16 protein-coding genes are annotated in these 15,719 nt (G+C 68.3%); 6 read left to right on the forward strand and 10 right to left on the reverse strand.

Annotation, left to right across the window (positions count from 1 at the left end; translation table 11 throughout):
* The first annotated feature begins 5 nt into the window (after positions 1–5).
* Together J2853_RS08750 and J2853_RS08755 are read left to right on the forward strand one after the other, a co-directional pair.
* A complete protein-coding gene (locus J2853_RS08750) occupies positions 6–1,163 on the forward strand; it encodes a sensor histidine kinase (RefSeq protein ID WP_307556474.1) in 1,158 nt (385 codons plus the stop codon).
* On the forward strand, positions 1,160–1,849 hold the full coding sequence (locus tag J2853_RS08755) for a response regulator (protein ID WP_307556475.1): 690 nt from the start codon (positions 1,160–1,162) through the stop codon (positions 1,847–1,849). Before J2853_RS08750 ends, J2853_RS08755 begins: the two co-directional genes overlap by 4 nt.
* On the opposite strand, the gene J2853_RS08760 is transcribed toward J2853_RS08755, so the two are convergent.
* Positions 1,846–2,667: an SGNH/GDSL hydrolase family protein gene (locus J2853_RS08760; protein WP_307556476.1), complete on the reverse strand. Its 822-nt coding sequence runs from the start codon at positions 2,665–2,667 to the stop codon at positions 1,846–1,848. The two genes, J2853_RS08755 and J2853_RS08760, sit on opposite strands and share 4 nt — an antisense overlap.
* A gap of 143 nt (positions 2,668–2,810) precedes the next feature.
* Between J2853_RS08760 and J2853_RS08765 the strand changes: the two genes are divergently transcribed.
* Both J2853_RS08765 and J2853_RS08770 read left to right on the forward strand, forming a co-directional pair.
* Complete coding sequence (locus tag J2853_RS08765) at positions 2,811–4,184, forward strand: IS1380 family transposase (RefSeq protein WP_307556262.1); 1,374 nt, start codon at positions 2,811–2,813, stop codon at positions 4,182–4,184.
* Between the two features lie 286 nt (positions 4,185–4,470).
* A complete protein-coding gene (locus J2853_RS08770; protein ID WP_307556262.1) occupies positions 4,471–5,844 on the forward strand; it encodes an IS1380 family transposase in 1,374 nt (457 codons plus the stop codon).
* Positions 5,845–6,105: 261 nt separating this feature from the next.
* Here J2853_RS08770 and J2853_RS08775 read toward each other — a convergent pair whose 3' ends face one another.
* The 4 genes from J2853_RS08775 to J2853_RS08790 form a co-directional block, all read right to left on the reverse strand.
* Entirely contained in the window at positions 6,106–6,738 is a 633-nt protein-coding gene (locus J2853_RS08775; RefSeq protein WP_307556477.1) for a transposase, read from the reverse strand.
* The gene (locus tag J2853_RS08780) at positions 6,663–7,046 is read right to left on the reverse strand and encodes a helix-turn-helix domain-containing protein (RefSeq protein WP_307556478.1); all 384 of its coding nucleotides are present in this window, start codon (positions 7,044–7,046) and stop codon (positions 6,663–6,665) included. Before J2853_RS08780 ends, J2853_RS08775 begins: the two co-directional genes overlap by 76 nt.
* 48 nt (positions 7,047–7,094) lie before the next feature.
* Positions 7,095–7,526 carry an MFS transporter gene (locus J2853_RS08785; RefSeq protein WP_307556479.1) on the reverse strand — a complete coding sequence of 144 codons (432 nt, stop codon included), beginning with the start codon at positions 7,524–7,526 and terminating at the stop codon, positions 7,095–7,097.
* A gap of 321 nt (positions 7,527–7,847) precedes the next feature.
* Positions 7,848–8,453: a TetR/AcrR family transcriptional regulator gene (locus J2853_RS08790; RefSeq protein ID WP_307556480.1), complete on the reverse strand. Its 606-nt coding sequence runs from the start codon at positions 8,451–8,453 to the stop codon at positions 7,848–7,850.
* Positions 8,454–8,544: 91 nt separating this feature from the next.
* Between J2853_RS08790 and J2853_RS08795 the strand changes: the two genes are divergently transcribed.
* Positions 8,545–9,447: an alpha/beta fold hydrolase gene (locus tag J2853_RS08795; RefSeq protein WP_307556481.1), complete on the forward strand. Its 903-nt coding sequence runs from the start codon at positions 8,545–8,547 to the stop codon at positions 9,445–9,447.
* A 42-nt stretch (positions 9,448–9,489) separates the two neighbouring features.
* On the opposite strand, the gene J2853_RS08800 is transcribed toward J2853_RS08795, so the two are convergent.
* The 5 genes from J2853_RS08800 to J2853_RS08820 form a co-directional block, all read right to left on the reverse strand.
* Positions 9,490–9,921 (reverse strand): VOC family protein, encoded by a 432-nt coding sequence (locus J2853_RS08800; RefSeq protein WP_307556482.1) that lies wholly within the window; start codon positions 9,919–9,921, stop codon positions 9,490–9,492.
* A 100-nt stretch (positions 9,922–10,021) separates the two neighbouring features.
* Positions 10,022–11,080, reverse strand: coding sequence for a hypothetical protein (locus tag J2853_RS08805; RefSeq protein ID WP_307556483.1), 1,059 nt, complete (start codon positions 11,078–11,080; stop codon positions 10,022–10,024).
* Positions 11,077–11,415: a PadR family transcriptional regulator gene (locus tag J2853_RS08810; RefSeq protein ID WP_307556484.1), complete on the reverse strand. Its 339-nt coding sequence runs from the start codon at positions 11,413–11,415 to the stop codon at positions 11,077–11,079. The genes J2853_RS08805 and J2853_RS08810 overlap by 4 nt, the downstream gene beginning before the upstream one ends.
* Positions 11,416–11,643: 228 nt before the next feature.
* Complete coding sequence (locus J2853_RS08815; protein WP_307556485.1) at positions 11,644–13,617, reverse strand: site-specific integrase; 1,974 nt, start codon at positions 13,615–13,617, stop codon at positions 11,644–11,646.
* Positions 13,614–14,594, reverse strand: coding sequence for a tyrosine-type recombinase/integrase (locus tag J2853_RS08820; RefSeq protein WP_307568632.1), 981 nt, complete (start codon positions 14,592–14,594; stop codon positions 13,614–13,616). Before J2853_RS08820 ends, J2853_RS08815 begins: the two co-directional genes overlap by 4 nt.
* A 187-nt stretch (positions 14,595–14,781) precedes the next feature.
* On the opposite strand from J2853_RS08820, the gene J2853_RS08825 reads away from it, so the two are divergent.
* Positions 14,782–15,609: a transposase family protein gene (locus J2853_RS08825; protein ID WP_307556486.1), complete on the forward strand. Its 828-nt coding sequence runs from the start codon at positions 14,782–14,784 to the stop codon at positions 15,607–15,609.
* The last annotated feature ends 110 nt before the right edge of the window (positions 15,610–15,719 follow it).

The raw sequence follows: 15,719 nt of genomic DNA on the forward strand, positions 1-15,719 counted from the left end.
GGAGGGTGAACAGATCTGCGATCACGTCCGCGAACCGGCGTGGCCTCCGCGACTGGCTCGTGGACACCGGCTTTTTCCTGTTCGCGGCGGTCTTCGGGGTCCTGACGGCTGCAGAGCGCCTCGGCGCGTCCTCCCTGGCCGGGCCGCAGTGGCTGTTCAACCTCGACCAGATCATCGGTGTGCTGGGCTGCGTCGCGCTGTGGCTGCGCCGACGCCGGCCGGTCGAGCTCGCGCTGGTGCTGATCGTCCTGTCGGCGTTCTCCGAGATGGTCGCCGGCGCGATGCTGGTGGCGCTGTTCACGGTCGCGGTGCGCCGGCCGCCGAGAACCACGGTGGTCGTCTTCGTGCTGAGCCTGCTCGCCGGGGTCGCCTATGCCATGCTGCGTCCCGACCCCGATGAGTCCCCCCTCCTGCTGTTTCTGCTGGGCGTCGCGATCCAGAGCGCCGTGGTCGGCTGGGGCCTGTTCATCCACCACCGGCGCCGGCTCGTGCTGTCGCTGTATGATCGCGCGGCCCGCGCCGAGACCGAGGCGCACCTGCGCGCCGAGCAGGCCCAGCACCATGCCCGTGAGGCGATCGCCCGGGAGATGCACGACGTGCTCGGCCACCGGCTGTCGTTGCTGAGCGTGCACGCCGGCGCGTTGGAATACCATCCCGGCGCCTCCGCCGAGGACATCGCCCGTTCGGCGAAGGTGATCCGAGAGAGCGCCCACCAGGCGTTGCAGGATCTGCGCGAGGTCATCGGCGTCCTGCGGGCCCCGGTCGGCGAACTGCCCCAACCCACCTTCGCCGACGTCCATCAACTCGTCGCCGAGTCGAGCCGGGCCGGGATGCGGGTGGACCTGCGGGAGGAGGTTGCCGGGACCGTCACCGACCAGGTGGGCCGCACCGCCTACCGGATCGTGCAGGAAGGCCTGACCAACGCCCGCAAGCACGCTCCGGGAGCGGAGGTCCGCGTCCAGGTGGCGGGGGCGCCGGAGCGGGGACTGACCATCGAGGTGTGCAACGCGGCTCCCGCCGTTTCACCCACATCCGACGCGCGGTCCGGTCAGGGCCTGGTCGGCTTGGCCGAACGCGTCGCCCTGGCCGACGGGCGCCTTGAGCACGGACCCACCGCCGCGGGTGGCTGGCGGTTGTGGTCATGGCTACCCTGGCCGCCATGACCACAACGGACCCCTGGACGGTGGGCGTGCTCATCGTCGACGACGACCCGCTGGTGCGCGCCGGGCTGACGATGATGCTGGGCGGCGCCTCCGACATCCGCGTGGTCGCCGAGGCGGGCGACGGCACAGAGGTGCTGCCCCTGGTCGATCGGCATGCCCCCGACGTGGTCCTGATGGACATCCGGATGCCCGCGATGAACGGGCTGGCCGCCACCGAGGCCCTGCGCGCCCGCCGTCACGCGCCGGAGGTGATCATCCTGACCACCTTCGACGCCGACGAGCACGTCCTGCGCGCCCTGCGCGCCGGCGCCGGCGGGTTCCTCCTCAAGGACACTCCGCCCGACGAGATCGTGACCGCGGTACGCCGGGTGGCCCAGGGTCACCCGGTCCTGTCCCCGGCGGTGACCCGGCGCCTCATCGCCCGCGTCGCCGGCTCGGGCCACGACCGGCGGCGCGCCCATGCCAGGGATCGCCTGGCACTGCTGAACGACCGTCAGCGCGAGGTGGCCGTCGCGGTCGGCCAGGGCCGGTCCAACGCCCAGATCGGGGCCGTGCTCCACCTCAGCGTCCCCACGGTCAAGACCCACGTCTCCGGCATTCTCACCAAGCTCGACCTCAACAACCGCGTCCAGATCGCACTGCTGGCCCACGACGCGGGGCTTCTGGACGACCAGGCCCCGGACTAGGGCTGGGCCGAACCGGCGAGGACGGGCACCTTGCGCTGAATGAGGTCGGCCATGGCGGCCTGTCCCTGCTGGTTGAGGTGCAATACGGCGTCCGGGCCTTCCTGCCCGGGCGCGAGTGCGTCGAACCCCCGGTAGAACTGAGGCTCGGACTCGCAGAGCGAATGACCCGCGAACTCGGGCTGGAGGTTGACCGAGTTCGTGTAGGGGCTGACGAACCGGACGTCGACCCGCTGCGCCCTGGCGGCCAGCGTGGCCAGGCGCAGGGTCGCGTCCAGCGCGCTGGCGACGTTGTTGCCTTCCACGCGCTCCTTGCCGCTGAACACCTGGCTGTCGCAGATCGGGTCCAACGGCACCCCGGTGGCGTTCTCGCCCCGGGTGACCTGCCGGCCGTACCCGGTCACCACGATCTTGGCCTGCGGGCTGCGGGTCTTGATGTCGGTCAGGAGGGTGTTCAGGGCCTTGCCCATGCCGGGCAGGCGGCTGAGGATCGCCTTGGTGGGCGCGCCCGTGCAGTCCGTCTGGATGCACACTCCGCCGTATCCGGCGAAGTCGACGTCGGTGGTGCCGATGCTCAGCATCACCACGTCGGTGTCACGCCGGAGCGCGTCCAGCTGCGGGGGCTGGTCCTTGAACGTCTGTCCCAGGGTGCTGATGGCCGCGCCGCTGCAGGTGACGTTGGTGAAATTCACCGTCCTGCCGCTCTGGCCGAGCCGGTAGTTTCCGGCACCGGTGCCGGATCCGTAGGAGTCGCCCAGCGCCACCACGTCCAGTGACGCCGATGAGCCGGCAGCGGCGACGGCGACCGGGGCGGTGAGCACACTCAGCGCCCCGATGACTAACCTCGGGCTTTCACGGTGAATATCGCCAGCCTTGATCGTTTACATGAGAAAAGTGCCTTTGAACTGGGATGATCGGACTTGTCTAAGGTCCCGTCCACACCAGCTCAAGAGGCACTTTTCACGTGAAGACTATCGCTTCGCGACCCAAGATCGTCATGTCCGCCGACGGCTCCGGGCTCATCTCCCAATCAGGCGCGCTGCTGTTGCTGGAAACGCTGCGCGTCACCGGCCTGGACCAGGCCCTGTCGGAGCAATTGCAACGATGGCGACCGGCCCGCGCGATCCACGATCCCGGAAAGATCATCGCTGATCTCGCCGTCAGCCTCGCCCTGGGAGGCGACTGCCTGGCCGACATCGCGATACTGCGCTCTCAGCCGGAACTGTTCGGCCCCATCGCCTCTGACCCGACCGTCTCCCGGCTGATCGACCGGCTCGCCACCGACACCGCCAAAGCCCTGAAAGCGATTCGACGCGCACGCGCCATCGCCCGTGAACACGCCTGGACCCTCGCCGCGTCAGCCGCGCCCGGAGCCGACGGCCAGCTAATCCCCATCGATCTGGACGCCACCATCGTCATCGCCCACTCTGAGAAGGAAAACGCCACCCCGACCTGGAAGAAAACCTTCGGCTTCCACCCCATGACCGCCTTCGCCGACCACGGCACCGACGGAGCCGGTGAGCCACTGGCCCTGGTGCTGCGAGCGGGCAACGCCGGCTCCAACACCGCCACCGACCACATCAACGCCACCGTCTTGGCCCTGGCCCAACTGCCCCGGGCCCGACGCCGTCAGATTCTGATCCGCACCGACTCAGGCGGCGGCACTCATGAGTTCCTCACCTGGCTGACCCGTCCAGGCCGGTGGTTGAAATACTCCATCGGCTTCACCATCACCGACGACATCGGCGCCGCGATCGGTCGCTTGCCCGCCAGCGCGTGGACACCCGCCTACGACGCCGAGGGGCAGGTCAGAGCAGGCGCCTGGGTCGCCGAGATCACCGGCCTGGCGAACCTGACCTCCTGGCCCAAGGGCATGCGCGTCATCGTCCGCAGGGAGCGCCCGCACCCCGGTGCGCGGCTGCGCTTCACCGACCCCGGCGGGCACCGCTTCACCTGTTTCGTCACCAACACCAAGCAAGGCCAGCTCGCCGATCTGGAGCTGCGCCATCGTCGCCGCGCCCGCGCCGAGGACCGCATCCGCTGCGCCAAGGACACCGGCCTGCGCAACCTGCCGCTGCACGATTTCACCCAGAACCAGATGTGGTGCGAGATCGTCGCGTTGGCCGGCGACCTCATGGCCTGGATGCAGATGCTCGCCCTGCAGGGCCCGGCCCGCCGCTGGGAGCCCAAACGCTTGCGGCTGCGCCTGTTCGCCGTCGCCGGACGCCTGGTCCACGGCGGCCGGCGGCTCCGGCTCCGCATCGCCGCCCGATGGCCCTGGGCACCGCAGATCATCGCCGCCGTCACCCGCCTGCAAGCCCTGCCGGCACCGCCCTGACCAGCATCAAGCCGCTCCACCGACCAAGAAAGGACACCCACGGGCTCGTGGAACCCCGCCCACCCGGCGCGACAGCCGGGCCACCACGCTGACCAGGAAGCGAAATCACGCCTCAGCCAAATGCTTCAGCCGACCACACGAAGATCACGAAAGATCGAGGCTAACCTCGGGCTTTCACGGTGAATATCGCCAGCCTTGATCGTTTACATGAGAAAAGTGCCTTTGAACTGGGATGATCGGACTTGTCTAAGGTCCCGTCCACACCAGCTCAAGAGGCACTTTTCACGTGAAGACTATCGCTTCGCGACCCAAGATCGTCATGTCCGCCGACGGCTCCGGGCTCATCTCCCAATCAGGCGCGCTGCTGTTGCTGGAAACGCTGCGCGTCACCGGCCTGGACCAGGCCCTGTCGGAGCAATTGCAACGATGGCGACCGGCCCGCGCGATCCACGATCCCGGAAAGATCATCGCTGATCTCGCCGTCAGCCTCGCCCTGGGAGGCGACTGCCTGGCCGACATCGCGATACTGCGCTCTCAGCCGGAACTGTTCGGCCCCATCGCCTCTGACCCGACCGTCTCCCGGCTGATCGACCGGCTCGCCACCGACACCGCCAAAGCCCTGAAAGCGATTCGACGCGCACGCGCCATCGCCCGTGAACACGCCTGGACCCTCGCCGCGTCAGCCGCGCCCGGAGCCGACGGCCAGCTAATCCCCATCGATCTGGACGCCACCATCGTCATCGCCCACTCTGAGAAGGAAAACGCCACCCCGACCTGGAAGAAAACCTTCGGCTTCCACCCCATGACCGCCTTCGCCGACCACGGCACCGACGGAGCCGGTGAGCCACTGGCCCTGGTGCTGCGAGCGGGCAACGCCGGCTCCAACACCGCCACCGACCACATCAACGCCACCGTCTTGGCCCTGGCCCAACTGCCCCGGGCCCGACGCCGTCAGATTCTGATCCGCACCGACTCAGGCGGCGGCACTCATGAGTTCCTCACCTGGCTGACCCGTCCAGGCCGGTGGTTGAAATACTCCATCGGCTTCACCATCACCGACGACATCGGCGCCGCGATCGGTCGCTTGCCCGCCAGCGCGTGGACACCCGCCTACGACGCCGAGGGGCAGGTCAGAGCAGGCGCCTGGGTCGCCGAGATCACCGGCCTGGCGAACCTGACCTCCTGGCCCAAGGGCATGCGCGTCATCGTCCGCAGGGAGCGCCCGCACCCCGGTGCGCGGCTGCGCTTCACCGACCCCGGCGGGCACCGCTTCACCTGTTTCGTCACCAACACCAAGCAAGGCCAGCTCGCCGATCTGGAGCTGCGCCATCGTCGCCGCGCCCGCGCCGAGGACCGCATCCGCTGCGCCAAGGACACCGGCCTGCGCAACCTGCCGCTGCACGATTTCACCCAGAACCAGATGTGGTGCGAGATCGTCGCGTTGGCCGGCGACCTCATGGCCTGGATGCAGATGCTCGCCCTGCAGGGCCCGGCCCGCCGCTGGGAGCCCAAACGCTTGCGGCTGCGCCTGTTCGCCGTCGCCGGACGCCTGGTCCACGGCGGCCGGCGGCTCCGGCTCCGCATCGCCGCCCGATGGCCCTGGGCACCGCAGATCATCGCCGCCGTCACCCGCCTGCAAGCCCTGCCGGCACCGCCCTGACCAGCATCAAGCCGCTCCACCGACCAAGAAAGGACACCCACGGGCTCGTGGAACCCCGCCCACCCGGCGCGACAGCCGGGCCACCACGCTGACCAGGAAGCGAAATCACGCCTCAGCCAAATGCTTCAGCCGACCACACGAAGATCACGAAAGATCGAGGCTAAGACCATGAACGGTAATCTCATACTGAGATCTTGCTGATTCCGGAACATATGGTCTATAGCTGACTGCCTATTGTCCGATTATGACCATTACTGATCTTTAATTCGTGATGTCGGGTGGCATGGTCACAGAGTGCATTAGGGTCAGGCCGGTCTCGGCCAGGCCCCCGTTGACCAGGTGCGGACGGTACTGGATCTTCTTCAGGCCGCGTTTGACGACGCGAACGAGCTGACGAAAGTCGGCGACAGCGAGGTTGGCCAACACGCCCCGCTTGAGCAGTGACCAGATGCCCTCGGCCGGATTGAGATTCGGGGCGTAGGCCGGGAGCTGGAAAACCGTCAGCCATGAGGCGTTCTCCGCAGCGAACGCCCGCATGCCCGGCACCAGATGCAGGGAGAGGTTGTCCCAGATGAGCACGATCGGCGCGCCGAGCTCCAGGTGCGCGGTAACGATCAGGTCGCGGTAGTCCATCCAGGTGAAGCTCTTGGATTCACCCTTGCGCCCCCGCCACAGATGCAGCCGGTAGATCAGCCGAGATCGGTGCCCGGGTTTGTAGCAGACCAAGGCGGCGATGCTCACCCGACCGGTGCCGCCGCCGCGTACCCGCACCACCGGCGTCTGTCCGCGTCGGCCCCAGGTGCGCGCCCGTGGCGGTCTCATCCCCTGGCCTGATTCGTCTTCGAAGCAGATCCAGGCGCCGCGGGCCGCCGCGGTTTTTCCACGGTCGGCCATACCTCTTTCTTCCACACCTCGATGGCCGCGTCGTCGCGCTCGATCGCCCGTCGCGCCGGTCGCTGACACGACCAGCCGTTGCGACGCAGCAGCCGCCACACGCCTTGGACGGTGTAGCCGATGTGGAAACGTCGGCCGATCAGCGTTTTGATCCGCATCAGTGTCCAGCGCTGGTCGGCGAACCCGCAGGCCAGCGGGCCTTGTTCCAGGTCGCGCTCCAGCCGGGCGAACTGCGCCTGACTCAGCCGTGGCAGCGACGGCGGGCCTTTGGAGTGCAACGCCTGGGCGCCGCCCTGCGCGTATCGCATACCTCCGTGATATCGCACGGACCGGGAGCGATTAGCACCGCCCCGACATCACGCATTCAACCTCAATAGCAGCGACCGCCCGTATTGTTGCTCGACCAGAACGCCGTGGGCGTTCATAGCAACATCCATGAGCGCGTCGGCGCCTCCGAGTAGCACCAGTGCTAGCAACAACGCCCACCACGATGGCGCCAACCCAGGCAGCATTAGACACGCACACAAGGCGGCGATCGCCACAAGGAGTATGCGGCGACTCCCAAAATGATCCACAAACATGCCTGCGAAAAATGTGAATATCAGTCCACCCAGACCAACACCTGTCAGTGCTACCCCCAGCGTCGTCGCATTGATGGCCAAGTCTTCTTGAACTGAAGGAATACGGGGAGCCCAGCTGGCGAACGCCGCGCCATTGGTGAAAAAGGCCACCAGGACAGCCCGTCGTGCTCGACGGAGAACCGTCGGGTCAATGCTGGGTTCGGTCAACAACTTGTCTCCTCGTTTCCGCGCAGAACCAGGGAAGCAACCAATTTTCATCCGCACGACGAGCGGTGTCAGCTGACTGCAGCTGTGAATCTGGCGAGCCAGCTGAGATCATCATTGATGTTCAGTGAACGATGCCGGTTCGCGCGGGATCATCTGCGCAGGTCGGGCCTAGTCATCTAGCCCGACATCGCTCATCCAAGTTCAGTAAAACGGCGGCGCCACGGGTCCCGTGGCGGCCTGCCACGGCACGTCGCCCGCATCCGTGACGTCCCGTGCCGGGACAAGCGGCCGGCCGCGGCGCGCCGGTGCGTTCCCGGCCTCTCACGCGGGGCCGGCGACCCGGTCGAGCTGGTGGCGTAGCACCGCCAGGGCGCTCTCGGCCTCGCGCTGCCCCGCCAGGACGCTGGAGCCGAGCCCGGCCGACGTGGCGAGCAGGGCCACGGCCTCCAGGTCGGGGTCGAGATCACCGGTGACGTCCCCGTCCTGCCGTGCCTGTCGCAACTGCGACGCGATGAAGGACTCCATGACGTTCGGCGCGGACAGCAGGGGATGCGCGGCCAGAGCCGGGTCGGTGACGGCCAGCATCGCGTACGAGGTGTAGATCAGGTGGAAGGTCCGGCTCTGCTCGTCGGTCGGCAGGGCTTCCACCAGGATGGCCTCGACCACCTGCCGCGGGCGCGGGGCGGCGCCCACGGTCTGGAGCCGCCGCATGACCCGCCGCGCCATCTGCTCGCTCAACTGCTCCAGCGCGAAGAGCACGAGCTGCTCCTTGGTCTCGAAGTAGTGCTGCACCAGGTGCAGCGAGACTCCCGCCTCGGCGGCGACCGCGCGCATCGTGGCGGCGTGCAGCCCGCGCTCACCGGCGACCCGCAGCAACGCCTGGGCGATCTCGCGCCGTCGCCGGTCGCGCTCCTCGGCACGTGTCATGCGGCGGTCCTTCCTCTGGACGACGAACGGATAAAGATGGTACGACTGTATCGGATACATACGTATCAAGTTTGCGAACCGGGAGGACCACATGAACGACGGCGGTACTCGTTCCGGAACGGGTCACTTCATCGACACGGAGACCAGACAGGCGTTCGACATCGCCTACGAGCGGGCGATGTCTCTGTGGCCGCCCCAGCACGACCGGTTCGACATCGAGACCCGTTTCGGCACCACCCGCGTCTACCGGTACGGCGTCGACCAGGGGGAGCCGATCGTTCTGCTGCACGGCCACGGCGCCAACGCCTCCACCTGGTACCGCCAGATCGAGACGCTCGGCGCGAGGCATCCCGTCTACGCGGTCGACATCATCGACGACCCCGGCGGCAGCGTGCAGCGCCTGCCGGTGACCGGCAGCACCGACGCCGCCGCGTGGCTGGACGAGGTCTTCGAAGGTCTCGGCCTGGAGCGCGTCCACCTGGTCGGGCACTCCTACGGCGGCTGGGTCGCCCTCAACCAGGGCGTCTACGGGGACTCCCGGCTGGCCAGGCTCACCCTCATCGACCCCGGCGGACTGGAGAAGGTGCCGCTGAGGTTCCTCGCCAGTCTGGTGGTGGCCGTGTTCGCCATGCAGGCGCCCGCGTCGTGGCGGCCGAGGCTGGCCCGGCTGCTGGCCGAGGCCGCGCTGGCGGAGCTTCCCGAGATCATGGCACCGGTCATGATCGGCGCCCGGGCGTTCCGGCCGTACCGCAAGCCCACGAGGTTGTTCACCGACGAGGAACTGCGCGGCGTCACCGTGCCCACCCAGGTGATCCTCGCCCGTCGTACCAAGCTGATGCGCCCTGCCCGCGCACTCGCCCGCGCGCGGCGGCTCCTCCCGCTCACTCGCGGCGAGATCGTGCCGGGGGTCGGGCACGGCATACCCCAGGAAGCCCCCGACCTGGTCAACGAGCGCATCCTCACCTTCGCCGGTGAGGCGATCGCTCCGGGCTGAGGCGGACCGGACGGGGCTTCCCTCGGTGCCGTCGAGGCGGGGTCAGGTCGCGAAGACCTGGGAGTCGTCGGCGAACGCCTTGAACTCCAGGGCGTTGCCCGCGGGGTCGAGCAGGAACATCGTCCACTGCTCGCCCGCCTGGCCCTCGAAACGGATGTAGGGCTCGATGACGAACGCCGTACCGGCCGCGCGGAGCCGGTCGGCGAGCTTGTGGAACTCGGGCGTCGTCAGGATCAGGCCGAAGTGCGGCACCGGGACGTCGTGGCCGTCGACGGGGTTGTGGACGCTCTGGGAGCGGCCGGGGGCCAGATGGGTCACGAACTGGTGGCCGTGCAGGTTCCAGTCGACCCAGGACTCCGAGCTGCGGCCCTGCTCCAGGCCGAGCACCTCGCCGTAGAAGTGGCGCGCTGCGGCGAGGTCGTCGACGGGCATCGCCAGGTGAAACCGCGGTATCGGGGAGTCGAGTGTGGTCATGGGTGATCTCGCCGCCTTCCGGGGGCCGGGGGGAGTTGGCCGGTGAGCCCAGGTTACCGACATCGGTCACGGTCGCAGGGGCGCCACCCCGCCCGGACGCTCACGGAGCCGGGGGAGTCACCCGGGGGAGGGCGGGCATCGTTCGGACGGCCAGGACGACGAGTGCCGGCCCGCACAGCAGGAGCGCGACGAGCTGGCCGGCGGTCACGGCCGTCATGATCTGGCTGATCGGATCGACGGCCTGGAAGGTCAGGCCGGAGACGCGGGCGAGCGCCACGGGCACGACCAGGATCGCCAGGGCCAGCGGCAGGGAGGGAGTCCGCCAGGCGGGAACCCGCAGGCGCATTACGGCACAGGTCACGCTCGCGGCCAGAAGGGCCAGGCAGGCCAGTCCCGACGGGTCCAGCCACGGCCACAACCATGACCAGGTCCACAGGTTGACGGTGGGTGCCGGCACGAACCTGCTCAGCAGGTCCAGGGCCGCGTAGAGCACGACGCCCGCGCCGACGGGCAGGGCGGCCACCCACGGGGGACGGCGTACCCGCGGCGCGTCACGATGGAATCCGGCCGACAGCGCCAGGACGGACACCATGAGCGGAAGGCTCTGTACGATCGTGATCCACTCGCCGGAACCCCAGCTCAAGCCATTCGCGGGGAAGTAGTACAGCGCGAGCGCGAGCAACGTCAGCGTCTTCGCGGCGCGCGGGCGAGCGCGGACGAGCGAGGCGAAGGCCGCGATCCACAGGAGGCCGCCGAGTCCTCGCGCGATGTTCCACAGCCGCTCCCCGGACCCGGCGGCGCCCAGGATGGTCTGGTAGTCGACGGGTGGCGAACCGAAGAGCCCGAGGGACCGCAGAAAGTCTCCCAGCCAGACGCAGCCCATCATCGCCTGGAAGAACAGTCCCAGCACGGCCACCAGGCGGACCGCCTCACCCCAGGCGAAGAACCTCGGCGTCGCGCCGGTGCCCCCCAGGCGCACGCGGACCGACAGGGCGGCGACGCTGGCGATCTCCGACCAGCGCGGCCGGGGGTTGTCGGCATCGGAGAGATCTCCCGCCCCCTCCAGGAAGGCGCTGACCATCTCCTCCTCCCGCCCGGCGCGGTAGGAGGCGGGCAACAGCCGCAGCACGTAGCGGTAGCGGTCTTCCAGAAGACTCACGCCACGCCCCCCGCATACCGGGCGCGCAGCCGCTCGCGGGCGCTTTCGACGTTCGCGGCCAGCCGTACGGCCTCCGCCTCCAGGGCGCGGGCCCCGGACTCGGTGAGCCGGTAGTAGCGGCGCAGCCGTCCCTGCTGCGCCTCCTCGCGGTCCAGCGCCACCAGCTCGTCGGCGGCCAGCCGGTCCAGCACGCCGTACAGCGTGCCGATCTTCAGATCCACCCGCCCGCCGGACAGCTTCTCGACCTCCCGCACGATCCCGTAGCCATGCCGTGACTCGTCGACCAGCGCGGTGAGGACGAGGAACGCGGGTTCCGTCATCGTTCGTGGACTCATGAATGCCATCATATATTGGGAAGCAGGATATTAGTGCCGCATCAGGCAACGTTTGCCCTGTTGACTACGGCACGTAGGCGCCGGTCGTCGGCGTGGCGGTTTCGCCAGATGATGTAGCGGCGGATCATGCTGCCTTGCTCTTTGTGGCTGGGGTGGTCGGTGCCGTCGAGGGTGAAGTAGCGCAGGGCGGTGAACTGGGCCTCGATTAACCGGCCCTGATCGGTGGGGTCAAGTATCGGTGCTTGGGGTGGCGTGTCGGGTGAGCCGGTCGAGGTGGCCTTGAAGGCTGGCGATGACGCGAGCGTGGCGGGCGATTTCGGTGTCCCAGCCGCGTTCGGCGGCATCGTCGCGCAGATGGGTGACGTCGGCGAGTTGGGCTTGGAGCGCGGGGATGAACTCGGTGGCGGTGACGAAGTTGTCGCATTGTTCGCAGATGTTGGCGTAGGGGCAGGCCTCTGCGGCCAACTGCCGAGAGCAGTAGCCGTGCGCCACCCGGGTCTTGAGCATCTCCTGGCGGAGCCATTGGATGCGATCGGGAACGATGGGCTTGCCGACGGGTGCGATGGTGAGGGTCAGTCGGGTGCGAGCCTTGCCCATGGCCTCGTCATAGGCGGCTCGGATAGTGGGCGCGGCCAGCGAAGCATAACGCAAGGTCATCTCGGTGGACACATGACCGAGTAGCGCCATGAGCGCTTGCAGCGACATACCGGCGTTGACGAGATCGGTGGCGTAGGTATGGCGGAGCTGATGCGGGGTGAGGTTCAGAGGTTGTCCATCACGGCCGCGCAGTCCGGCGGCGGTGGCAGCGTCGTGGAGTCCTTGGCGCAGGCGGTAGGCGGTCAGCCGTCGGCCGCGTTCGAGGAACAGGAAGTCTGCCGGACGGTCCAGGCGGGGGTGGGGCAAGGCTCGCTGCGGGCCACGCAGGGCCATCCACTCGTCGAGGACGGCGAGGGTCGCCGCGTCGAGCGGGACGGTGCGTTCGGTGGCGAGCTTGCCGATGGGCACCTTCAACCAGCTGCCATGGCTGGCCGAGTCCCAGATGCAGTCCAGTTCGAGGTCGAGCAGCTCGCCGAGGCGGATGCCGGTGCCACGGAGCAGGATCAGCCCGATGCGGGCGAACGGGTCGGACAGCTGATTGATCGCGGCCAGCAGGTTCCGGTCGATGTCGGGTGCCAGTGCGCGTGGGAGTGGCTTGTCCAGCCGGGGGATGTCGCTGGGGAACAGCAGTCGGTGGGGTGGGCGCTCGCTCCAGCCCCACAGGGTCAGGTCGTCGAGGAAGCAGCGCAGGTCGATGATGCTTCGCTTGCTGACGACGGCGGAGACGGGCTGGTCGCGGGCCACACGGCCACGCCAGGGTCGCTTGTGGTTGTAGATGAGGAAGCCTTCGATGTGCTCTCGGGTCAGCTCGGTCAAGTTGTGCACCCGGGGGTGGTGAGCGGCCAGGTATTCGGCGAAGGTGATCAGGCTGTCGGCGCGGAGATCGACCGTGTTCGGCCGCAGGGTCGTGGCCGCGGTGGTCAGGTAACGCAGCGCGATCTTGCGGATGTGTGGCTGAGGGATGGCGTGCAGGCGCTGCTCCAAGGTGGCCTTGACCGCTCTGGCCTGACGCGGTGGTCGCTGACAGATCCGTAGCTCGTAGCAGGCTTGATGCAGGCTGAAGGCTCGCGAGGAGTTGTGCGTCCAGGTGTGCGGACCGGCGCTGGGCGCAGCGGCCAGGGCGTGAGCGAAGGCGTCGAAGGCGTCGTCGGTGAGTTCATCGAGGGTCTTGCCGCTGGTGAGGCAGAGCAGGCTCAGCCCGCCGCGCGAGACGTCCTTGGTCCAGGTGGCGCTCCAGCCGAACCGCTCAGCGATCTGGACGATGCGGGCGACATCGTCGGGGTGACGTGAGGTCCACTCCTGGTAGAGGTCGCCGGGGTTCTTGGCGATCAGGAGGTCCAGGTCAGGTCGCAGGTGTCCTTCGACGAAGCACCAGGTGAGGAACGACCAGGCGCCGGTGCGTTGGAGGTCGGCCAGCCGGACGGGTGTGGGTCTGGTCATCCATTCGGCCGGTCGGGGGTGGATCGTCAGCAGGCGCTGGGCGGCGTTGCGTCGCAACCGCTTGGCGTCCGGGCCGATGGGCAGCTGGGCAACTGCCTCGGCATAGGCCACCAGCAGGTCCGGCGATCCTTGCCGGCGCAGCGTGAGGGCGGCTGGGGCGCTCATGACTGCCTCGCCCGGGCCTTGGCGTACTCGGCCGCGAGAATTTCTGGGGCAAGGTGCACGTAGGCGGCGGTGGTTTCGGGGTTGGTGTGGCCCATCAGGTCACGCAAGACCAGCAGGTCGATGCCGGCGGCGGCTAGTTCGGTGCCGTAGGTGTGGCGCAGCCGATGCGGCCGGACCCGGGTCGCGCCGGAGGTCTGCCGATGCGTGCGGAAGATCCGCCGCAATCCCGCCTCGGTGAGTGGCCGGCCAGTGGCCGGCCCACGCAGCACGACGAAACATTCGGCGCTCAGGCACCCGGCGGGGCGTTCCTCGCGCAGGTAGGCCGATAGTTCGGCGAAGAACGCGCCATCGACCGGCACGAGGCGTTCCTTACCACCTTTACCCGTGACGCGGACGCGGCGCAGTCCCATGTCCACCTGTGCCAGCCGCAGCGAGCGGACTTCCGCGGCGCGTAGCCCGCCCAGCAGCATCAACAAGACGATCGCGCGATCACGGAAAGTACGCAGATCGGCCAGGAAGACGGCGATGTCGTCCGGGTCGAGCGCCTCGGGCAGCAGACGCGGTTGGCGGACCAGTCGTCCGCCGGTGCGGGGCTTACCCGCTCCGATATGACCGAGCAAACCACGCTGTTTGGCCCGCAGGCCGCTGGACCGGCGGGCCGCCGGGACCGGATTGTCGGCACGAGTTCCGGTCGTGACGGCGAATTCGAAGAGTCCCCGCACGGCGGCGATTCGCCGGTTCATCGTCGCCGGTGCCGCGCCACGCCGTTCGGCCAGCCGCACCACCGTGCCCGTGCTCGCGCCAGGGCGCTGCTGCCAGGCCAGATAGTCGAACAGATCGGTGGCCACCACATCGCCCAGCCCGGACAACCGCTCGGCCAGGAACCGCAAGAAGTTGAGCAGGTCATAGGCGTAGGCCCGCACCGTTGCCGGCGAGAACGCCCGCGCTCCCAGATGCGCCAGGAACTGGTTGACCAGTTCAGTGTCTTGGCCGCTTCCACTGAGGTGATCTCAGCAAGATCAATAAGGGCGGTTGCGATTCGATGCCTCTAAAATGACGTCGGCAGACATGAATCGGGATGGATCGCGATGCCCCTGAAACAGGCGTGGAGCTTTCGGTAGAAGAGGTCTCACCACAAGTCTTCTTCGATCCAGAAAGCCCCACGTGATCACCTATCGTGCCACGCTTGACGTCTCTCGGGAGCTGGTTTGCCACCTCTCCCTGCTGCTGTCGGCCGAGCGCCGCCGACTGGGCACCCGCTCGGGTTCTCGGGCTCTGACCTGTTTTGAGCAGGCGGTGATGGGGTTGCGCTGGTTTCGCGACCGCACCGACCGGGCTGCCCTCGGCCGCGACCACGGCGTCTCCCGCGCCACCGCCTACCGCTACATCGACGAGGTCATCGACGTCCTGGCCGACCAGGCGCCCGATCTGCACCACGCCCTGCGGCGCGCCACCGACGCCGGCCTCACCCACCTGATCTTGGACGGCACCGTCATCGCCACCGACCGCTGCGCCGAGAAGACCATCAGCGTCAAAGGTGAACCCATCGACCTGTGGTACTCCGGAAAGACCCGCCACCATGGCGGTAACATCCAGGCGCTGTCCGCGCCCTGCGGCCTGCCGCTGTGGGTGTCGGCCGTCGAGCCCGGATCGGTGCACGACCTGACCGCCGCCCGCACACACGTCCTGGGAGCGCTGTACAAAGCCGCCGCCGACGGCCTGCCCACCTTGGCCGACTCCGGCTACGACGGTGCCGGCATCGGCATTCTCACCCCGGTCAAACACCCCGCCGACGGCCGGCCCCTCGACCTCGACACCCGCACCCGCAACGCGCTCCTGCGCGCCCTACGCTGCCTGGGCGAACGCGGCTTCGCCCTGCTCACCCAACGCTGGCGCACCCTCCAGCGCATCACCGCCAGCCCCAGCAGAATCGGCGACGTCGTCAAAGCCGCACTCGTTCTCACTCATTTCGAACACGGCTACCTGAAATGAAAGTCGCTGAGATCACTTCACTGATGCGATGACCGTCGCCAGTCAGAATGACACGCTGCCTCATGGCCCTCCCCCAGGGACACCAGCCGATTCTGACGGCTGCCGACTCC

Origin of the sequence: Streptosporangium lutulentum, assembly GCF_030811455.1 — a bacterium.
GTDB classification, from domain to species: domain Bacteria; phylum Actinomycetota; class Actinomycetes; order Streptosporangiales; family Streptosporangiaceae; genus Streptosporangium; species Streptosporangium lutulentum.